Annotated in this window: 14 protein-coding genes; all 14 read right to left on the reverse strand. The window is 69.6% G+C overall.

Annotated features, from left to right (window positions below; all coding sequences use genetic code 11):
• Positions 1-70: 70 nt before the first annotated feature.
• Positions 71-1669: an FAD-binding oxidoreductase gene (locus ABD255_RS16845; protein ID WP_344214844.1), complete on the reverse strand. Its 1599-nt coding sequence runs from the start codon at positions 1667-1669 to the stop codon at positions 71-73.
• Between the two features lie 66 nt (positions 1670-1735).
• Entirely contained in the window at positions 1736-2455 is a 720-nt protein-coding gene (locus tag ABD255_RS16850; RefSeq protein WP_344214846.1) for a prepilin peptidase, read from the reverse strand.
• 61 nt (positions 2456-2516) lie between these two features.
• Complete coding sequence (locus ABD255_RS16855) at positions 2517-3563, reverse strand: DUF2330 domain-containing protein (RefSeq protein WP_344214848.1); 1047 nt, start codon at positions 3561-3563, stop codon at positions 2517-2519.
• Between the two features lie 86 nt (positions 3564-3649).
• Positions 3650-5125 (reverse strand): FAD-binding oxidoreductase, encoded by a 1476-nt coding sequence (locus ABD255_RS16860; protein ID WP_344214850.1) that lies wholly within the window; start codon positions 5123-5125, stop codon positions 3650-3652.
• Entirely contained in the window at positions 5106-5930 is an 825-nt protein-coding gene (locus tag ABD255_RS16865) for a shikimate dehydrogenase (protein ID WP_344214852.1), read from the reverse strand. The genes ABD255_RS16860 and ABD255_RS16865 overlap by 20 nt, the downstream gene beginning before the upstream one ends.
• Before the next feature lie 85 nt (positions 5931-6015).
• The gene (gene mltG / locus ABD255_RS16870) at positions 6016-7203 is read right to left on the reverse strand and encodes an endolytic transglycosylase MltG (protein WP_344214854.1); all 1188 of its coding nucleotides are present in this window, start codon (positions 7201-7203) and stop codon (positions 6016-6018) included.
• Positions 7200-7661 (reverse strand): Holliday junction resolvase RuvX, encoded by a 462-nt coding sequence (gene ruvX, locus ABD255_RS16875; RefSeq protein ID WP_344214856.1) that lies wholly within the window; start codon positions 7659-7661, stop codon positions 7200-7202. The genes mltG and ruvX overlap by 4 nt, the downstream gene beginning before the upstream one ends.
• A 20-nt stretch (positions 7662-7681) precedes the next feature.
• On the reverse strand, positions 7682-10351 hold the full coding sequence (alaS, locus tag ABD255_RS16880; RefSeq protein ID WP_344214858.1) for an alanine--tRNA ligase: 2670 nt from the start codon (positions 10349-10351) through the stop codon (positions 7682-7684).
• Positions 10352-10356: 5 nt separating this feature from the next.
• Positions 10357-10611, reverse strand: a complete 255-nt coding sequence (locus ABD255_RS16885) for a DUF6167 family protein (protein WP_344214860.1) — start codon at positions 10609-10611, stop codon at positions 10357-10359.
• The gene (locus ABD255_RS16890) at positions 10608-11030 is read right to left on the reverse strand and encodes a DUF948 domain-containing protein (protein WP_344214862.1); all 423 of its coding nucleotides are present in this window, start codon (positions 11028-11030) and stop codon (positions 10608-10610) included. The genes ABD255_RS16885 and ABD255_RS16890 overlap by 4 nt, the downstream gene beginning before the upstream one ends.
• 155 nt (positions 11031-11185) lie before the next feature.
• Positions 11186-12550, reverse strand: a complete 1365-nt coding sequence (locus ABD255_RS16895) for a replication-associated recombination protein A (protein WP_344214864.1) — start codon at positions 12548-12550, stop codon at positions 11186-11188.
• A gap of 174 nt (positions 12551-12724) precedes the next feature.
• On the reverse strand, positions 12725-16867 hold the full coding sequence (locus ABD255_RS16900; protein WP_344214866.1) for a S8 family peptidase: 4143 nt from the start codon (positions 16865-16867) through the stop codon (positions 12725-12727).
• A gap of 45 nt (positions 16868-16912) precedes the next feature.
• Entirely contained in the window at positions 16913-17071 is a 159-nt protein-coding gene (locus tag ABD255_RS16905) for a hypothetical protein (protein ID WP_344214868.1), read from the reverse strand.
• Between the two features lie 66 nt (positions 17072-17137).
• Positions 17138-20023, reverse strand: a complete 2886-nt coding sequence (locus ABD255_RS16910; RefSeq protein ID WP_344214870.1) for a helix-turn-helix transcriptional regulator — start codon at positions 20021-20023, stop codon at positions 17138-17140.
• Between the last annotated feature and the right edge of the window lie 121 nt (positions 20024-20144).

Here is a 20144-nt window from a genome sequence, read left to right on the forward strand (position 1 = left end):
GGCCGGGACGTCCGGCCCGTCCCCCGAGGATCAGGCCCGGCGTCCCGGCCGGGGTCGTGGTCGGCCGCTGTCAGGCCGGTTCGATGGAAAGCTTGTGCCGGAAGATGTTACGCGGGTCCCAGGTCGCCTTGACCCGCTGCAGCCGCGGATAGTTGTCTCCGTAGTACAGCCGGTGCCACGGCACGCCCGACGTGTTGTACTCCGGGTCGGCCAGATCCACGTCCGGGTAGTTGATGTACGAGCCGGCGTTGACCTCGTTCGGCACCGGCACACCACCGGTGTCGCGATACAGGTCGCGGTAGATGTTCCGCGCCCAGGCGATGTTGTCGGCGTCGGCCGCCGGGTCCTCCCAGGACGCGGTCAGCACCATCTTCGCCACGACGTCGCGCTGGAAGGACGCGGTCGCCGACGGCGGCACCGTGTTCACCTTGCCGCCGTACGGGATGAGCAGCACCGACGACTCGGTCCCGGCCTTCGACTCCGGGTCGGCGAGGTGCCGGTAGATCGTGGTGAGCTGCGCGGCGCTGTAGCCCTTGCGCAGGTAGCCCGCCTTGTACTTGCCGCGGCTCGGCGCGACCTCCTCGGCGATCGACCGCTGGATCGTCGTGTGCAGGAACGGCCCGGTACCGGTGTCGATCACCTGCGGCGCCGGGTCCACCCCGGCCATCATCGCCGCGTTGAACGCCTTCATCAGGTTCGCCGCGTCCGGCACCGAGGCGTCCAGCTGGGTGGACAGCAGGAAGTTCCCCGCCTTGACCGTGGTCAGGATCAGCGGACTGTAGAGACTCGCGTACGGCGAGTCGGCGGTGTTGTGCCGCTCGTAGAAGTCGAAGAAGTTCCGCAACGTCCGGACGAACCCGGCCTGCGTCGTCGTCTTCCAGTCGTACAGCAGGATGCTCGACAGCAAAGCTGAAGGTGCCTTGGGCAACAACTTCGCAGGATCCGAGCCAGTCGCTCCGGCTGTCCGCATCAGATACCGCGTGATCACGCCGAAGTTGCCGCCGCCACCACCGGTATGCGCCCACCACAGATCCTTGTACTGGTTGTCTCTGGTCGCGACCACCGAGCGAGCCCGCCCGCGCGCGTCCACGACGACCACCTCCACGCCGTACAGGTGGTCGACCACAGAGCCGTGCTGGCGAGACAGCGGCCCATACCCGCCACCACTGAAATGTCCGCCCACTCCGACACCGAGGCAGCCGCCACCGGGCACGGTCACTCCCCAGCCGTAGAAGAGCGCCTTGTAGACGGTCTCGAGCGTCGCGCCGGCGCCGATCGAGAAGGCGCGATACCGCTCGTCGAAGGTGACCTCGTCGTACTGCGACAGATCGAGCAGTACCTCGACATCGCTGTTGTCGACGAAGTCCTCGAAGCAGTGGCCGCCGCCGCGGACCGCGATCCGCTTGTTCGCGCGGACCGCCTCCTGGACGGCCCGGACCGCGTCATCGGTCGAGTGAATCACCCGCGCGTACTCCGGCTTGGCGACGAAGCGCCGATTGGTTCCGCGCAGGACAAGATCCTGGTACTGCGTGTCGCCCGGCCGGATCTTCCCAGCGGACAGGGGCGAACGGGCTGAGGTAGTGGTGGCGGCTGCGGTGGACGGAAGAAGGCTGAGCGCGGCTCCGGCGGCGATGCCCCCGGTCAACACGCCTCTACGGCTGACAGGCATGTCCCCGACCCTAGGCAGCGACAGCCACCGGATGGATCAGCCTCAGGACGGACTCTGAAGATCCACCTAGCCGAGGTACAACCGTTCCAGCGGTTCACCGACGAGGACGCCGAGCAACGCGCCGACGAGCATGAACGGACCGAACGGGAACATCTGCTTCCGCTTGATCACCCGGGCCACCCGCAGCCCGATCCCGATCACCGCGCCGAGCAGGAATCCCAGGTAGAGCCCCGCGATGAACTCACCCCAGCCGATCCACCCGAGCGCCATGCCCAGCAGACCTGACAGCCGGACGTCGCCGAAGCCGACGCCCCGCGGGAACACCCGCCACAGCAGATAGAAGCCGCCGAAGCCGATCGCACCGGCGATCAGGGCCCGGCGCAGCGCGTCCCACTCCCCCGACACCCCCGCGCCGACCAGCAGCGCCACCCCAACCAGCACGTACGACGGCCAGATGATCGCCGACGGCAGGTACCTCGTCCGGGTGTCGATGTACCCGAGCACCGCTCCCGACACAGCGAGGATGAACCACGCGGCGAGCCCGGCCGAAGTGCCCAGACTCCACCCGAGCAGACCACCGGCAAGAGCCGCCGTCCCACCGCACCAGTACGCCGCCGAGGTGGCGACCCCCTGCCCGGCGAGTACGGCGTACGGGGTCTTGGTGTCGCCTTCCTCCAGCACAGGCTCGGGAATCCGGCGCATCACCCACGGGCCGAGTCCGAACGCGGCGGCGCCGCAGAGAACCACACCGGCCCCTGCGGCGAGCAACGCGTTGTCAGCAGGCACGATCCAGGAGCCTAGACGATCGGGCGGGCACCAGGCCCCAGGATCTCCGGAGTCCTGTGGATCATTGGCCGGGGCGGGTTCGCCGGACCACCCGCACGGCGATGAAGGCGGCCGCGATCCCGAGCAGCAGCGGCACCCCGAGCACGATCGCGAGGGTGCTCAGCAGCCCGTCGTTCTCGGTGACGTACCGGACCCGCTGGAACTCCTCGTCGGTGGACGCGCGGGTGAAGGCGAAGTCGTCGGTGATCCGGCTCGGGTCCCGGTAGGTGACGGAGTACGCGGTCAGGAAGGAGGTCGGCGCCGCCAACTGCGCGTAGGACTCGCCCTGGACCCGTCCGGCGTACAGGAGTTCGGGCTTCACGTCGGCGACCGGCAGGGTCGACGCATCCACTCGGTACGGCGCCGCGACGTACACGGTGACCGTCTGCGCGGTGCTGGCTCCCTTGCTCAGCCGCATCGGGTAGACGATCCGCGACGAGGGGAAGGTCAACCGCAGCGGCGGAGTCGCCCCGCTCATGCTCTCGCCTGCCTCCTTGGGAGCCAGCTTGACGGCGACGATCTCCCACTTCTCGGTGACGTACGGCGTGAGGTTCTCCGCCAGCCCAGCCGGTACTGCGTACCCGTTCTGGCCAAGCCAGTCCGTCACCGCCGTGCCGCTGGTCCCGGCGATTCGCGCGACCTGGAACGGCCCGAGGACCATCTGCTGGCGCACATCGACAGCAGCACCGGGAGCCGCCCCTGCCGAGTCACCCCGGCCACCGCCCATGATCCCGAGATCGCGGAACGGCCAGTAGGTCTTGCGGGTGACCACCTTGGGCCGAGTGACCGACTGCAGCCGCTGGAACAGGTCGGAGTCGCCGAGCTCGACCTTCGCGGCTGTGGGCACCGGCATGATCCAGGCGGCCTTCTTGGACTGCCCCTGGACCGACATCGACAACACGATCTCTTCCTGCGTGCCGTCGAACCGCACCAGGGCGTTCTCCCCGAACACCCGCGCGCGCGACTCCGCATCCGGAAGGTATCCACCACACGCACAGGCCCAAGCAGGGTTGGCCGCGCCGACCAAGCTGACGAGCAACACCGCGACCGCGACCCGAACCCACCTCATGCCATGACCTCCGCTGGGAGCTGGACCACGAGGTCGTCGATCGAGTCTCGCCATGCGGCGGATGCTAGCCCGCCGCGAGGGCCAGCTCAGGCCACCGTGTACGTGGTGCGGAAGAAGTTGGCCGGGTCGTACTTCTTCTTCACCGCTTGCAAACGGGGGTAGTTGGCGCCGTAGTACGTGCTGACCGAGCGGCCTGTCTCGACGTAGTTCACGTATCCGCCCGCCGAGATCGGCCGGACGGCGCGGTGGCCGTTGGTGATGAAGGTCTGCGCCGCCTTGACCTGGGCGGTGGTCGGGCGCGCCGGCAGGCCGGAGTACCACTGGACGATGCCGACCGCGGAGCGCCAGCCCCACGACGATCCACCGGTCGGCACCTTCGCCGACTGACCGCCCAGCGGGTCGAGGATCGCCGACGCCGGAAGCTTCGCCCGAGCCGCGGTCTTCACCGCGCCGAGCAGCGCCGTGATGGTCGCGGCCGGCATCGGCTTGAGCACGTCGGAGCCGGCCAGGAAGCCCGTCCGTGGGCTGGTCGTCCCGCCACCGAGGTACTTCACCGCCTCCATGTGCGTCCGGACCGCGAAGGTCCGGGTGGTCGCCCTCGACTTCACGTAGCTCTCCAGTTGGGCGGCAGCGGCAGCACCGTTGCCGGTGGTGGAGACGCCGAGCACGTGGATCGACAGCGTTCCATTGCTCTTGGCTACGACGTGCAGGTTCGCCCACGCCGTCGTCGGACCGGCCACCGCGAACTTCTGCCAGCCGTTCACCACCGCGGCGGCCTTCGACTCCGGCCAGGTCAGCCGGAAGAAGCCGAGGTTCGCGGCCGGCACGGTGGAGAACCGGAACGACGTCACGACGCCGAAGTTGCCGCCACCGCCACCGCGCAGCGCCCAGAACAGATCGGGTTCCACGGTCGCGCTGATCACCCGTGGCTTCCCGTCGGCGGTGATCACGCCCATCGAGAGGATCCGGTCACAGGTCAGTCCCCAGCTGCGGGTGTGGATGCCCAGGCCGCCGCCGAGGGCCAGACCCGCCACTCCGACGGTGGGGCAGGTCCCGGTCGGCAGGGACCGTCCGTACTTGTCGAGGAAGGCATGGACGTCGTACAGCCTGGCGCCGGGACCGACGTTCAGCACGCCGCCCTTGGCCTCGTAGCTCATCCCGCGCATCGCACCGGTGTCCAGCATGACGCCCTTGCTCACCGCGGAGGCGCCGACGTATGAGTGACCACCGGCCTTGGCGACGAGCGGCAGCTTGTTGTTCCGGGCGAAGTTGATCGCCGTCTGGACGTCGGTCGCGTTGGCCGCGCGGACCACCCCGGCCGGCTGGATCGTGTCCCAGCGCGGGTTGAAGAGTTGGTGTGCTCCGGCGTAGGTGGCTTCGCCCGGCCTGATCAGCGTGCCCTTGAGACCGCGCTTCAGCGCCGCCCAGTCGGGTCCGGCAGCGGTCAGTTGCGAGGGTCCGGCACTGGCCGGCTCGGTGTCGGAACAGCTGGTCAGGGCGATCGCGGCCAGCGCGCCACCCGCCTTCAGAACAGTGCGACGATCAACCTGGCTCACGCTCATCAAGCTCCTCACGCGCAGCGGCCCTCATGGCCGCCAAAGGAGCGGGCGACCTACCGGTCATCATCTCCACCTGGAGGGTCGCCTGATGCACGAGCAGGTCAAGGCCGTTCAACAGCTCTGTACCGATCCGGTGCGCCGCGATCGCCAACTGCGTCGGCCACGGGTGGTACGCCACGTCGAAAACGACCGGAGCCACGGCCGCGAAGTGCTCCGCCCATGGGTCCACCACACCACCGGGCAGCGTCGAGATACACAGATCGAACCCGCCGATCTGCTCGACCTGGCTGAAGTCGGTGGCGGAGGTCTTGAGTCCCAGCTCGGCCGCGAGGTCCCGCAGCCGCTCGGCCTTCGCGAGGTCGCGGACGACGAGCGTCACCTCGCTGACCTTAAGCCCCCGCAGCGCGGCCAGCGTCGACGCCGCGGTCGCGCCACCACCCAGTACTACGGCCGTGTCCGCGCCGGTGATCCCACGCTCGGCGAACGCCGCGATCAGCCCCGGTACGTCGGTGTTGTGAGCCGAGCGGGATCCGTCGGGCTCGAACAGCATCGTGTTCGCCGCGCCGATCAGCTCCGCGACCGGGTCGACCGTGTCGACCAAGTCCAGCGCGACCCGCTTCAGCGGCATCGTCAGGGACAACCCGCGCACGTCGTCACCCAACGTGCTCAGGAACCCTCTGAGCTCGTCCTCACCCACTTCGTAAGCGTCGTAGCGCCAGTCCAGCCCGAGCTCGGCGTACGCGGCCCGGTGCATCGCCGGCGACAGCGAGTGCGCGATCGGCCGCCCAAGCACAGCACAACGGGTCATGAGGCCTCCCGGCCTCGATTGAGGAGCGCAGGGAGCCCAAGCCCCATGACCTGCCGTGCCGGAGGCGCGGCCAACAGCACAGTCATCAGCAGCGGCCCTTGTGGGCCGCGCACCAGGCCTGCAGCTTCTTCACGTTCGCCTGGTGCTCGTCGCCGGTGGTGGCGAACAGGGTCTCGCCGGTGTCGAGGTCGACCAGGGTGAAGTACTGCCAACTGCCCTGCGCCGGGTTCAGCGCCGCCCGCAGGGTGTCCTTGCTCGGCGAGTTGATCGGCGTCGGCGGCAGACCCTCGTACTTGTAGGTGTTGTACGGCGAATCGGTCTCGCGCTGCTCGTCGGAGGTGAAGACACCACCGTTGCGGCCGACCACGTAGTGAACCGTCGAGTCCATCTGCAGCTTCTTGCCCGACGCCAGCCGGTTGTAGATGACCCGGGCGACCTTCGCGTAGTCCTGCGGGCGGTTCGTCTCGGCACCGATGATGCTGGCGACGATGACCGCCTGGTACGGGTCAAGCTTCTTGCGCTTGGCCGTCTCCGGCAGCTTCAACTCGGCCGCGGTGGTGGCGTACTGCGCCGTCATCAGCCGCAGGATCGTGTTCGCGCTGGCGTTCTTCGGGATGTCGTACGTGCCCGGGTACAGGAAGCCCTCCGGGTTGGCCTTGGCGTAGGACGGCAGCTTCAGCGTCTGCGGCCTGGCCATCGCCGTCGCCGCGGCGTTGGGCGGGAGCTTGGCCACCTTGGAGTTCTGCAGCAGCCTGACCACCTCGGCCTTGGTCCGGCCCGGCGGGATGCTGATCCGGTTGACCAGGACGGACTTGGCCGGGTCCAGCAGCAGTTCCAGCGCGCTCTGGGCCGACATCTCCTTCTTCAGCGTGTACGTCGCGGCCTGGATCTGGCGCGAGCGCGGCTCGTCGCGGGCGACCCGCTCGAACGCCTTGGCGCTCTTCACCACGCCCTTCTTCTCCAGCGTGTCCGCGATCGCCTGGGCGCTCTGCCCCTGGGTGATCTCGACCGTCACCGCGGTGGTGCCGGTGCCCTCGTAGTCGGGCGCGGCGAACATCTTCTCCAGGTAGTCGCGGCCCTTGCCGAAACCGATCGCCAGCCCGCCGACCAGTGCGCCGACCACGAGCAGCGAGATCAGGCCGGCGAAGCAGCCGAAACCGCGCCGGGCCCGGGCCTTCTTCCGGTTCGCCCGGCGGTCGACCCGGCTCTCCGGCCGCAGGCCGAGATCCTCGTGCAGGTCTTCCCGGTCTTCGTTCACCGATGTTCCGTTCACAGAGGTCTCCCGGGTGGATCGCCGGTCTCGCGCTCGAAGTCGAGCGCGTGTTGCAGAATCACGACCGCCGCGGCCTGGTCGACCACGGCCCGCCGCTTGGATCCCTTCTTTCCCCGTTCCCGCAGCATCCGCTCGGCGGTGACCGTGGTGAACCGCTCGTCCACCAGCCGCACGCCGATCCCTTCTCCCGAGTTCGTTCCCTGCACCGGTGACCCGGGCAGTTTCGCCGCCAGCAGCGCGGCCGTCTCCCGGATCTTGACCGCGGCCGGCCCCTCGCCGCCGGACAACGACCGCGGCAGGCCGATCACGATCTCGAACGCGTCGAGCTCGGCTACGAGACTAACGATCCGGTCAAGATCCCCCGGTCCGACCCGGACCGTCTCGACCGGCGTCGCCAGGATCCCGTGCGGGTCACTGGACGCGACACCGATCCTGGCATCCCCGATGTCCAGCGCCACCCGCACTCCTCTGCGCATGCCTAGCCGGTGACTAGTTGGCCGATGGCGTGCTCGACCGCGGACAGTGCCTGGTCGGCACCCGCCGCGTCCGTACCGCCACCCTGCGCCACATCGTCCTTGCCGCCGCCGCGACCGCCGAGCTGCTCCGCCGCGATCCGGACCAGGTCACCGGCCTTGAGCCGCCACTCGCGGGCGGTGTCGTTCAGCGCGACCACCACACCCGGCTTGCCGTCGTTCACGCTCAGCACTGCGACCACGGCCGGCTTGTCCGCCGACATCCGGCCGCGGATGTCGAGCGCGAGCTTGCGCAGGTCCCCGCCGTTCACGCCGTCCGGCGCCCGGTGGCCGACGTACGCGACGCCGAAGACGTCCTTCGGGCTCTTGGCCAGCTCCGCCGCGGCGGCCAGCACCTGGCCGGCCCGGACCTTCTCCAACTCCTTCTCGGCCACCCGCAGCCGCTCGGCCAGGTCGGCCACCTTCGCGGGCAGCTCCTCCGGCCGGGTCTTCAGCGACTCCGACAGCAGCCGGACCAGCGAACGTTCCTTGCCCAGGTAGCGCAGCGCCTCCATGCCGACGAACGCCTCGATGCGCCGGACACCCGCGCCGACCGACGACTCACCCGTCACGGTCAGCGCGCCGACCTGCGAGGAGTGCTTCACGTGCGTGCCACCGCAGAGCTCACGCGACCAGGGGCCGCCGATCTCCACGACGCGGACCTGGTCGTCGTACGTCTCGCCGAACAGTGCCAGGGCGCCCCACTCGCGGGCCTCCGGCAGCGACATGTACTGCGCCGAGACCGGCAGGTCCTGGCGCACCGCGAGGTTCGCGACCTCTTCGATCTCGCTGCGGGTGGCCTGGTCCAGCGCCGACGACCAGGCGAAGTCGAGCCGCAGGTAGCCGGGCTTGTTGTACGAACCGCTCTGCAGCGCGTTCGGGCCGAGCACCTGACGCAGCGCGGCGTGGACGACGTGTGTGCCGGAGTGCGCCTGGCAGGCCGAGACCCGCCACTCGTGGTCGACCTGGGCGTGCACGTCGAGCCCGGGCTGGAGGACGCCCTCGAGCACCTTCACCCGGTGCACGATCAGGCCCTTGACCGGGCGCTGCACGTCGAGCACCTGCAGCTTGACGCCGTCGCCGACGATCAGGCCCTCGTCGGCGATCTGGCCGCCGGACTCCGCGTAGAACGGGGTCTTCTCGAGCACGACCTCGACGGTGTCACCCTGCTCGGCGGCCGGAGCCACCACGCCGTCGCGCAGCAGGCCGCGCACCTGGGAGTCGGTGGTCAGCTCCTCGTAGCCGGTGAACTCGGTGGCGCCCTTCTCCCGCAGCTCGCGGTAGCCGGAGGTGTCCGCGTGGCCGGCCTTCTTCGCCCGTGCGTCCGCCTTGGCCCGCTCCCGCTGCTCGGTCATCAGCGTCTTGAAGCCGTCGGTGTCCACCTGCAGGCCCTGCTCGGCGGCCATCTCGATGGTCAGATCGATCGGGAAGCCGTAGGTGTCGTGCAGCTGGAAGGCCTGCGCGCCCGCGAGTTGGGCGGCTCCCTCCGACTTCACGTTCTTCACGGCCAGGTCGAAGACGCTCGTGCCGGCGGTCAGCGTCCGGCGGAAGGCGTCCTCCTCGGCGTACGCGACCTGGCTGATCCGGCCGAAGTCGGCCTCCAGCTCGGGGTACGACTTCTTCATCTGCTCAAGGCTGGTCGGCAGCAGCTCCACCAGGCTGGGGTCCTCGTAGCCAAGCAGGCGCATCGAGCGGACCGCCCGGCGCAGCAGGCGGCGCAGTACGTAGCCGCCGCGCTCGTTGCCCGGGGTGACGCCGTCGCCGATCAGCATCAGCGCGCTGCGGACGTGGTCCGCGACCACCCGGAAGCGGACGTCGTCGGCGTGGTCGGCGCCGTACTTGCGGCCGCTCAGCTCCGAGGCCTTCTCGATGACCGGGTAGACCTCGTCGATCTCGTACATGTTGTCGACGCCCTGCAGCAGGTACGCGACCCGTTCGAGGCCGAGGCCGGTGTCGATGTTCTTCTTCGGCAGCTCGCCGAGGATCGGGTAGCCCTCCTTGCCGCCACCCTCACCGCGGATGTTCTGCATGAAGACCAGGTTCCAGAACTCCAGGTAGCGGTCGCCCGCCTCCCAGTCCCGGTCGGCGCCGAACTCGGGGCCGCGGTCGATCAGGATCTCCGAGCACGGGCCGCACGGACCCGGCACGCCCATCGACCAGAAGTTGTCCTTCATCCCGAGCCGGACGATCCGGTCGTCGGGCAGCCCGGCGACCCGCTTCCAGATGTCGATCGCCTCGTCGTCCTCGTAGTACACCGAGGCGTACAGGACCGACTCGTCGAAGCCGTACCCACCTTCGCTCTGCGGCTTGGTGACCAGGTCCCAGGCGTACTGGACGGCCTGCTCCTTGAAGTAGTCGCCGAAGGAGAAGTTGCCGTTCATCTGGAAGAACGTGCCGTGCCGGGTGGTCTTGCCGACCTCCTCGATGTCGAGGGTCCGGACGCACTTCTGCACGCTGGTGGCGCGCGGGTACGGCGGGGTCTGCTGGCCGACGAAGTACGGCACGAACGGCACCATGCCGGCCGGTACGAACAGCAGGTTCGGGTCGCTCGAGGGCAGTGGCGCGCTCGGGACCACGGTGTGCCCACGGTCCTCGAAGTACGTCAGGAACCGCCGGCGAATCTCACTGGTTTCCATGGGTGTTACCGGTAGTCCTCACGCTTCGATGCTGTGTCTGTCTCGGTGGCGGTGTCGATGCCGAGCGCGTCGCGCAACTCGGTCTCCCGCTCCGCCATGCCGGCCCGTACCTCGTCGCCGAAGTGCCGGATCGCGCTGGCCACCTTCTCGGCCGACTGCTGCAGGCTCTCCGGCGCGAGCACCTGGGCCCGCTTCTTCAGCCGGGTCACCGCGTAGACGCCGACGGCGATGCCGACGACCAGCCAGAAGATCCGCCTCATCGCACGTCACCCCGCTTCTTCGCCTTGCGCTCGGCCTTCATCTCGTCCTTCACCCGGCGGGACACGTCGCGGCGCTGGTTCTCGCCCAGCGCCTTGCGGACGCCGTACGTGAACGCGGCCGCCTTCACCAGCGGACCACCCGCGGTCGCCGCGAACAAGGAGGTCAGCGCGGCCGCGTTGGTGGTCACGGTGCTCGCGTTGTCGGTGATCGTGTCGACCTTGGCCAACTGGGCGTTCGTGGTCGCCACCGTGTTGGTCACCTCGCCGAGCAGCGGGACGCTGGAGTCGGAGACGCCCTTGACCATGATCCGGGTCTCGTCGAGCACCTTGCCGAGCTTCAGGATCGGATAGGCCAGCAGGCCCACCAAGATGAGCAGCGCGCAGGCCGCTATCAGCCCCGCGACTTCACCGACGCTCATGGAAACGATCCACCTTCCGTTCGACCGTGCACAGACCCGACCTCGAGACGTCCGGGTACCCGGACCGACCGACCTTATCGCGCACCGGCCCGCCGTCCCGCCCAGGGACACCTTCCCTTTCCTTCACAATGCCGTCAAAAGACGGCGCGGGGTCGTCAGCGGTCCTTGAGGATCTTGCGGATCTTCTCCAGCCGGTCGGCGTACGCCGCTTCGCCGCCGCGGCGGGTGGGCTGGTAGTACTCCGCGTCGTCGACCACATCCGGTGCGTACTGCTGGGCCACCACGCCGCGCGGGTCGTTGTGGGAGTACTGGTAGGACGCGCCGTGGCCGATCTTCTTCGCGCCGGCGTAGTGCGCGTCGCGCAGGTGCGACGGGACCGGACCGACCTTGCCGGCCTTCACATCCGCGATGGCGGCGTCGATCGCCATGATCACCGCGTTCGACTTCGGCGCCAGGGCCAGCGCGACGACCGCCTGGGCGAGGTTGATCCGGGCCTCGGGCATGCCGATCAACTGGACCGCCTCGGCCGCGGCGACGGCGACGCCGAGCGCGGTCGGGTCGCCCATGCCGATGTCCTCGCTGGCCGAGATCACCAGCCGGCGGGCGATGAACCGGGGATCCTCGCCGGCCTCGACCATCCGGGCCAGGTAGTGCATCGCCGCGTCCACGTCGGAGCCCCGGATCGACTTGATCAGCGCCGAGGCGACGTCGTAGTGCTGGTCACCGGCCCGGTCGTAGCGCACGGCGGCGCGGTCGACGGCGGTCTCCAGGGTCTTGAGGTCGATCGTGGTCGCCTGCTTGGCGCGGGCTCCCCCGGCGGCCGCTTCCAGGTAGGTGAGCGCACGCCGGGCATCTCCTCCGGCCATCCGGAGCAGGTGCGCGCGGGCGTCGTCGGCCAACTCGAACTCGTCGCCGAGCCCACGCTCGTCCGTCAAAGCCCGATCCAGCAGTACTGCGATGTCGTCGTCGGTCAGTGATTCGAGCGTGAGCAGCAGTGAGCGGGACAGCAGCGGCGAGATGACCGAGAAGAACGGGTTCTCGGTGGTCGCCGCGACCAGCGTCACCCAGCGGTTCTCCACACCCGGAAGCAGTGCGTCCTGCTGCGCCTTCGTGAAGCGGTGGACCTCGTCGATGAACAACACGGTCTCGACGGTGTTCCCGGGCCGGGCGAGGTCGCGGCGGGCGGAGTCGATCACCTGCCGGACGTCCTTCACCCCCGCGGTCACCGCGGAGAGTTCGACGAACTTCCGGTTGGTCGCGTGCGACACGACGGCCGCGATCGTCGTCTTCCCGGTCCCGGGCGGGCCCCACAACAGCAGGGACATCGGCTGGTCCCCTTCGACCAGCCGCCGCAACGGCGACCCGGGCGCCAGCAGATGCTGCTGCCCGACCAACTCGTCCAGACTCCGCGGCCGCATCCGCACCGCCAACGGCGCCGAACTGTGATCGACGTCGGCCAAACTGCCGCCACCGCGGGCGGGTCCGGGCGTACCAGGGAGATCGAACAAACCTTCGCTCACCCCACGAGCCTCTCACAGCCCGGCAGGCGTCGAACCGTCCCGACGGCCGACGACCGCCGGGCCGTGTTCCGGTGCCGAAGCGACCGCCCCGGGCCCGCGCACGCAGTGACGCGTGAGCGAACCCGGGGCGCCGCCGGCAGGAACGGTCTGAGGCGTGGCGGCCCGGCTGCCGGTCTACTTCCGCAGGTTGAAGGCGCGGATGCTGGCCTGGTTGATGGTGTTGCCTTCCTCGTCCCATGCCTCGACCTTGAGCGTCACGGCACCCTTCGTGGCGCGGAGGTCGGGGTAACGGGTCTTCGCGGTGTAGGAACCGTCCTTGTTGGGCTTGACGGCCACCGGCTGGTAGGTGGCGCCATCGTCGGTACTCGCCCACAACTTCAGTCCGGCGATCGCAGGCATCTTCCGACCGGAAGGGGAATGGTAGGGATTGACGGTGAAGGTGTGGGGACGTCCGGCGCGGACCGAGTTGTCGGCGGCCAGGGTGTCGCCGAGGTCGTAGCTGACGAACACCACCGGCGCCGGCTGACAGCGTTCCGCCGTCCCGTACAGGAACTCGAGGCTGCAGGACGAGCCGGCCAGTCGTTCGGTCCCGACCGGCGTGGTGAAGGTCCACTCGGTGTCGTTCCTGGCGTTCTTGGCGGTCAGCCGGTACTTGCCGGGGTCCTTCGGGAGAGTGAAGTGCGGGAGGACGGTCGTGTCCTGGACCGGGCTGCGCGGGATCTCCTGGCCGTTGCGGTAGAGACGGACGTCGTAGGTCTGCTCGTAGAACGTATCGGCCTTCCAGAAGTCGGCGTTGTACTGGCGTCCCGCGGGACCACCGGAAGCCGGCTCGAACTCCGCCCAGAGAACGTTGCCGCGCACACAGATCATGCACCTGAACACCGCTCCCAGGGCCGGGTCACCCTTGGCCAGCCTCATCACCTTGTCCGGTCCGGTCGCCGCCCCCGGGGTGAACGGAGCCGTCAGCCACGACTGCCGCGTCCGGGTGGGGGTGTCGAACACCTCGAGGAGCCACTGCGGCTGGAGAACGTCCTGCGGCGTCGGCTCGGCGGTCGGAACCGGCATCACCATCATCCCGTGCGAGTGGAGCAGGTCACGGTCGAGCGGACCGACCCAGTCCTGCCGGCGCTGCGCCTTGAGGATCGGCAGCCCCCAGTCCGACACCGAACTCGCCAGCGGCATGGCATCGTCCATCTTCCACGAGTTCCGCCAGTCCGAGTACTGCGCGGGCGCGACCGCGTGGATGTCCATCTCGATCTCGGCCAGGTCGCGGCCGGTGAACTTGTAGTGCAGCGACTGCGGAATCCGGCCCTCCTCGTAGGGCGCCAAGGTGTACGTGTACGGCGACTCCGGGGTGCCCGTGAGCGTGATGGTGACCGGGCCGTCGGCGAGCTGCTCACGCAGGGCGAGCGCCTCGCGAGCCGGCAAGGACACGTTGGGGACGCCGACCGGTTTGGCGGGACCGGTGAACGGCTTCTGGGTGAGGCCGAGCGGAATCGGGCAGCCGGTGCCGGGCAGCGGGAAGTGCACCACCCCAGCGACACCCGCATCACGGAGCAGGGCGATCCGCTCGATCTGGACCCCGCACGCCGGTCCGAACAGACCATCCGACTTCGCTACCTGCAGCAGGACCAGCTTGCCGCGCAGGTCGCGTCCGGCCAGGTCCTCCGGGCGTCCCTCGCCGACGTCGAGGAGCTGCAGGTCCGACCTGCCGGTGAACGGCCGGAAGTCGGGGAAGTAGGCCTCTTGCCCGTGGCCCACCGTGACGCCCATGCCGTGCTGCGGAGCAGCCGGGTGCAGGGTCTGCCCGTGCGGTTTCCGCACACTCATCGCGACCTCGGCCTGGCCGAGCGCGAACCGGCTGTGGAAGCGCAGCTTCCCCTTGGTGACCTGCTTGGTGGGCGTGGCGGCGAGCTTGCCCCAGGCGCCGATCGGCAGGTTCCAGAAAACGGCACCCATGTAGGCGTCACCGTCGGCCGTCGTTCGCTGGTAGGCCATCGTGCTGACAGTGTTGAGCGGGTCGGCCGGTTTCGGGGTGTCGAAGCGGATCACGGACGCCGTCCGTGCGTCCAGGACGATCTCGGTGTCACCGGTGACCGTGACCTCGGGGTCGAGCAAGAGCGCGGCGGTGGCGCGGTCGTCCTCGTCGATCCAGCTGTACAGCTGCGCCACGCTGATCGTGCCGTGCGGGACCCTGGTGACCGTCGTCCCCTCGGCCGTGAGGCGGGTACCGCCGATCAGCCCCTTCTTCCCGGCCACGTCGATCGAGTCCTGGGCGAACGGGCTGCCCGGCTTGCCGTCCCGACCGATGGTACGAACGGTGAGCGTCGCCGTGGGCACGGCTCGAACCGCACCGACCGGAGTACGCAGCTGGACCTGATCCGCGACGGCACTCACTGCGCCGTAGTAGTTGTCGATGCTGTCCAGGGCCGCCGGATCCAGTGTGACCGTGGTCGTCGCACTGCCGGCAGCAGGCACTGTCAGGGTTGTGTCGGCGAGCTTGAGCGCGGCTGCGACAGCGCTGCCGTCCGAGCCGGACAGCGCCGCGGTAAGGGTGAGGGTGACCGGCTGAGGACTGTGGTTGATGTAGGTCAGCTCCCGGTTGAGGCCCTCGCTGTGGTCGTTGACCGTGGTGAAGTCCAGGCTGCCCGTGCTTGCGAAGACCTGCTGAGCATGCGCCCGGCCGAGATCGACGCGGCCCGCGCCCTGTTTGTACGCGCTCAGCACGTCGTCCTTGGCCGTCGACATCAAGGCAGCCTTGAGCTGTGGGCCGTTCCAGTCCGGATGTTGCTGAGCCAGGATCGCCACCGCACCTGCCACGTGCGGCGTAGCCATCGAGGTACCCGAGGCGGCGGTGTAGCTGTCGCCGACCGGACTGCCCATCCCGGTACCCATGGCACGGGCCGCGGCGATACTCACTCCGGGCGCCGCGATGTCGGGCTTCAGCGCACCGTCGTCCATCCGGGGGCCCTGGCTGGAGAAGGTGGCCCAGTTGTCGGCCTTGTCCACCGCCGCCACCGTCAGGGCCGCGTCGGCCGTCCCCGGAGTGGCCACCGTCTCGGTTCCGGAGTCACCGAGGTTGCCTGCGGCGATCACGAACAAGGCGCCGGTGGAGGCGCTGAGCGTGTTGACGGCCTGGCTCATCGGGTCGGTCCCGTCGGTGGGACCACCGCCCAGGCTCATGCTGATCACCTTGGCGCCGCCGGCCGCGGCCCATTCCATCGCCTCGATGATGCCCGAGTCCGCGCCGGTACCGCTGTTGTCCAGCACCTTGCCGACGATCAGCTGAGCACCCGGCGCGACACCCTTGTACTGGCCGCCGGCCGCGGCCCCGGACCCCGCGATGGTGGAGGCCACGTGCGTACCGTGCCCATGGCCGTCCCGGATGTCCTCACCCGGGATGAACGACTTTCCGGCCACGACCTTGCCGGCCAGGTCGGGGTGGCCGGCGTCGATGCCGGTGTCCAGGACGGCGACCTTCACCCCGGCGCCGTCATGCCCGCCGGCCCAGGCCGCGGGCGCGCCGATCATCGGTACGCTCACGTCCAGAACCGCCTTGGCCTTGCGGTCCAGCCAGACCTTCGCGAGTCCGCCACGCAGCGTTCCCGGCACGGTGTCCAGTCCCGCCACACCTCCTGCCGCGGAGGCTTCGGGAACGGCTCGCACCGCGCTCCAGAACGCGCCGGCCTCGGCCTTGGTGACCTTGACGGCCGAGGCGTTGATGCTCTCCAGCGTGTGCTCCGGCGTGCTGGCCGGGATCTTCTCGGCTGCCGAGGCGACGGCGGCCGCGCTGCGCTGCCGCGGGTACTGCACGATGACCGGCAACTGCTTGGACTTGTCATCGGTGTAGCCGTTCTCGGCCAGGTAGGTGACGTTGAACAGCTCCCGGTCCAGTCGACCGGCCAGGATGGCCGGTGCCGCGTCGCTCGGAGTCACGTACACCCCGTTCGGCGTGGCCATCGTCGACAGGTGTGCCCTGCTCCCGTCAGGGCGGACGGTCGCCTGCGGGGTCACCGAGTACCTGCCGCCTCCGGCCTCCTTCAACTGGACGGTGTCACCGGTGACCAGGGTGATCGTGGGGGAACCCGCGCCCAGTCCGTTCAGCGCGATCGGGGCGGTGACCGGCCCCTCCGCCGGGGCGGGAGGCGCGGGGTCCGACTTTCCCACCGCCGGCGACGACGGCGCGACCAGGACGGCCAGGACCATCGACGAGGCGGCCAGGAGCGATCCTCTGCGCCTCAGCCGGGCTCGGACTCGCTCGGGTGGGTTGGCGTTGCTTCCCGGCGACTGCCGGGGCGGGGAGCTGTGGTCGGACATGGCGGATCTGCCCTTCGGATTCGGGAGACAGGCGGGAGGAACTGCTCAGACCGGTTCGAAACCCTGAGGAGGATCGTCCGGCGGTTCGGCGCCGGTCGCGGGCGGCTTGGGGTCCGGCGACACCGGAGCGTCCTGCTCCTCGGTGTCGCCTGAAGCGGGGCCCGCTGCCAGGTCGCGGCCACCCGTGGTACTGGATTCGGACATGCCGAAAGGGTCGCCTGCGCGGCCACGGCGGGACTATGGGGCACATCCCCCATTCGAGGTCGGGCGCTACAGCTCTTCCCGGTGGGGGCTCAAGTGGCTGCCCAGGGCAGAGCGAGACCGGAGCCCCAGCTTGCGGAGTACGGCGCTGACGTGCTTCTCCACCGTTTTGGCGGACAAGAACAGCTCGCGGCCGATCTCGCGGTTGGTGAGGCCTGCCGCCGCCAACTCGGCGACCTCCAGTTCGCGCGGGGACAGGGCGGAACCGTAGCCGTGCGGGCCACCCGGGTACCGGCCCTTGACCGTCACGCCGTGCCGGCGGGCGACCTGCGCGGCCCGATCCAGATCCCATCGGGCCCCCATCTCCTGGAACGCGGCGAGGGCTGCCCGCAGCGCTTCGCCGGCCGACGGGTCCCCGGCGGCGAAGAGGCGATAGGCCGCCTGTTCACGGACCTGAGCGGCCTCGTACGGAGCTTCCAGCCGGTCGTAGCCGGCCGCGGCCGCCAGAAACCGCGTGGCAGCGTCCAGGGGATCAGCCGCAAGCTGACCTCGTGCATGTGGCATCACGGCCGCGGCGAATGGGGCGTCCAGTCCGGTCAGCGTGGCCGACAATCCGGCCAGGAACTCAGTCGCCTCGCCCTGTCTCCCGACCGCGATCATCGCCTCGATCCAGGCGGGGACCATGCGCACCGCCACCGGCCACAGCCCCTTCACCTCCCACAAGTCCACCGCATCGCGTACTGCGGCCAGCGCCGCCTGCGCCTCGCCCTGCGCGGTGGACAGCCGCAGTAGTCCGGTCACGGAGATCGGAAGCAGTTCGTAGCCGCCCAGCATCAGGGTGCGATTCGCGACGTCGGGCAGGTCTCGCCGGGCAGCGTCCAGGTCGCCGTGCACCAGCGCCAGACAGGCGGCGACCGTCTCCGCGATGGTCCGGTCGAACGGGCGCCCGTCGTACTCCTCCAGGAGCGTCGCGACCTCCTGACCCAGGCCGGCCCATCGGCCCCGGCCGAAGGCCAGCAGCAGCCCGACCAGTCGGCATCTGGCCAGCGGTTCACCCGACCAGTCGTCTCCGGCGGCGGCCTGGGAGGCCTCGCTCAGCAACTGGTCGGCGAGCCGGTAATGCCCGGCGCAGAAGGCGTTCTCCGCGATGGACCGGTAGGCGCTGACCTCCTGGCGATGCCGGGGACGACCGCCCGTACGCCGCCGGATGTCCTCGGTGAGCCCGCTCCAGCGCGGATCACCGATCGCACTTTGTGACATCGCGACCTTGCCCAGAACGAAGACCTCCTCAACGGGATCACCGATCGCCGGGACGGCCTCCAACGCGCGGTCCAGCCACTGCGTGTGCTCGGCGACGGGCACCGCGGGATCCATCGGCCGGCCGAGCGCCGCCATCACCCAGGCCGCCAGGTCGGGCCGGTCACCCAGGTCGTCGACCGCCGCGGCGAAGGCTCGTCGCTGGATGCTCGGATCGTCGCCGTGTCGCTCCTGCAGGACGCCGACCAGGAAATGCAACTCTCCACGCAGCGTTCCCGGCTGCGCGGAGGACAACGCCTGCGTGATCACATCGATCACTGCCGGCGGGCGCAGTACCTGGCACGCCGCCCAGCCGAGCTGGGCCGCGAGCCGTCCGCGGCGGTCAGGCTCCAGCGGAGCGTTTCGCAGCACGTCCTCCAGGTTCCGGACCGCCTCCGCGTCATCGCCCAGTGCCGATGCCTGCTCAGCGGCCCGAACCGCGACATCCACCCACTCGTGCAGGTGACCTGCCTGACGCAGATGATGCGCCCGCTGACCCAGTGGCTCCGGTTCCACTGCCTGCACCGCACTTGCGGCCCGGGCATGCAGCTCCTGTCGGCGACCCAACTGGATCCCGCTGTAGACCGCCTGTGCCGCCAGGACGTGTCTGAAGGCGACCTCACCTTCTCGCTCCGCCAGCAGGCCGGAGATCAGCAGCTCGTCCAGGCCGGTGACCAGTTGGTCTCGCGGCAGGCGAGCCACGCTCATCAGTACCGGCACCGGCACGGGCACCTGGAGAACCGCCGCCGCCTCCGCGACCCCCTGTGCCGCGGCAGGCAGCCGGCCGACCCGTTCACGGACGGAGTCACGCACTCCCGGTGGGACATCGAGCTCGTCCAGCGATTTCCGCGCCCAGCGGCCGCTCCGCAAGCGGATCAAGGCTCCCCGCTCCCGCAACAGGGCGAGTAGTTCCTGCACCGCCAGCGGCAGCCCGGAGGAGAGCTCGTACAGGTGGTTGCCGAACTCGGTGGTGACACCGTCCTCATCCAGGATCGATGCCGCCATCGCGCGGGTCTGCTCAGCGTCCAGGGCATCGAGCACGAGGTGATCGTGAAAGACGTGATGCGCCGGCCGCCTCGTCGTGTCCCGCACCCCGGCGTCTGCCTCCTCGCCCCGGTAGGTCAGTACCACCGACACCGAGACCGGCAGTACGGACTGCAGGTACGCCAGGAACTCCACCGTCTGCTCGTCGGCCCAGTGCAGGTCCTCGATCACCAGTACCGGCCCCAGTAGGCCGAGCACCTCGGCCAGGCCACGGAACACCCGGTGGCGTTCGGCCGCTCGATCGTCGAGCGGCTCCAGCGCTGGTGGCAGCACCTGTGCGAGCTCTGGCAGCAGACCCCGCAGCGCGCCGGCGACCGGGGACAGACCGGTCGCGGCCAGATGCTCACTCGTACCGCGGAGGGCCTCCACGATCGGCCCCAACGGAAACGGCTCCCGGATCCGGCGGCACGCACCCGTCAGCACCAGCCGGTCCGCCTGCCGCGCTCGGGCGGACATCTCCGCGACCAGCCGGGTCTTCCCGATCCCGGCCTCGCCCTCCACCACCACCACTGCGGGTGGACCGCTCACCGCCGCGACCAGCCGTCGCAGCTGATCCGCTCGTCCCACCAATGCGGACGCGGTCCGCCCGGCGGCCCTGGTGTCGTCCACCGTCATCGGTCGCACCTCCCGGACCCTCACACCAGGAAGCCGAGAGCTGCCGTGGTTTGCCAGGCATTCAAACAGATGACCCCGGCGAATGCGCCTCAACCCAAGCGGCCGGCCGGGCACCGCCGGC

The sequence above is a fragment of the Kribbella sancticallisti genome (genome assembly GCF_039530625.1).
Lineage (GTDB): Bacteria > Actinomycetota > Actinomycetes > Propionibacteriales > Kribbellaceae > Kribbella > Kribbella sancticallisti.

Coding starts and splice junctions, on each gene's coding strand:
- ABD255_RS16845 (WP_344214844.1), bottom strand. CDS start 1,669: ATGCCTGTCAGCCGTAGAGGCGTGTTGACCGGGGGCATCGCCGCCGGA.
- ABD255_RS16855 (WP_344214848.1), bottom strand. CDS start 3,563: ATGAGGTGGGTTCGGGTCGCGGTCGCGGTGTTGCTCGTCAGCTTGGTC.
- ABD255_RS16860 (WP_344214850.1), bottom strand. CDS start 5,125: ATGAGCGTGAGCCAGGTTGATCGTCGCACTGTTCTGAAGGCGGGTGGC.
- ABD255_RS16865 (WP_344214852.1), bottom strand. CDS start 5,930: ATGACCCGTTGTGCTGTGCTTGGGCGGCCGATCGCGCACTCGCTGTCG.
- alaS (WP_344214858.1), bottom strand. CDS start 10,351: ATGGAAACCAGTGAGATTCGCCGGCGGTTCCTGACGTACTTCGAGGAC.
- ABD255_RS16885 (WP_344214860.1), bottom strand. CDS start 10,611: ATGAGGCGGATCTTCTGGCTGGTCGTCGGCATCGCCGTCGGCGTCTAC.
- ABD255_RS16890 (WP_344214862.1), bottom strand. CDS start 11,030: ATGAGCGTCGGTGAAGTCGCGGGGCTGATAGCGGCCTGCGCGCTGCTC.
- ABD255_RS16900 (WP_344214866.1), bottom strand. CDS start 16,867: ATGTCCGACCACAGCTCCCCGCCCCGGCAGTCGCCGGGAAGCAACGCC.
- ABD255_RS16905 (WP_344214868.1), bottom strand. CDS start 17,071: ATGTCCGAATCCAGTACCACGGGTGGCCGCGACCTGGCAGCGGGCCCC.
- ABD255_RS16910 (WP_344214870.1), bottom strand. CDS start 20,023: ATGACGGTGGACGACACCAGGGCCGCCGGGCGGACCGCGTCCGCATTG.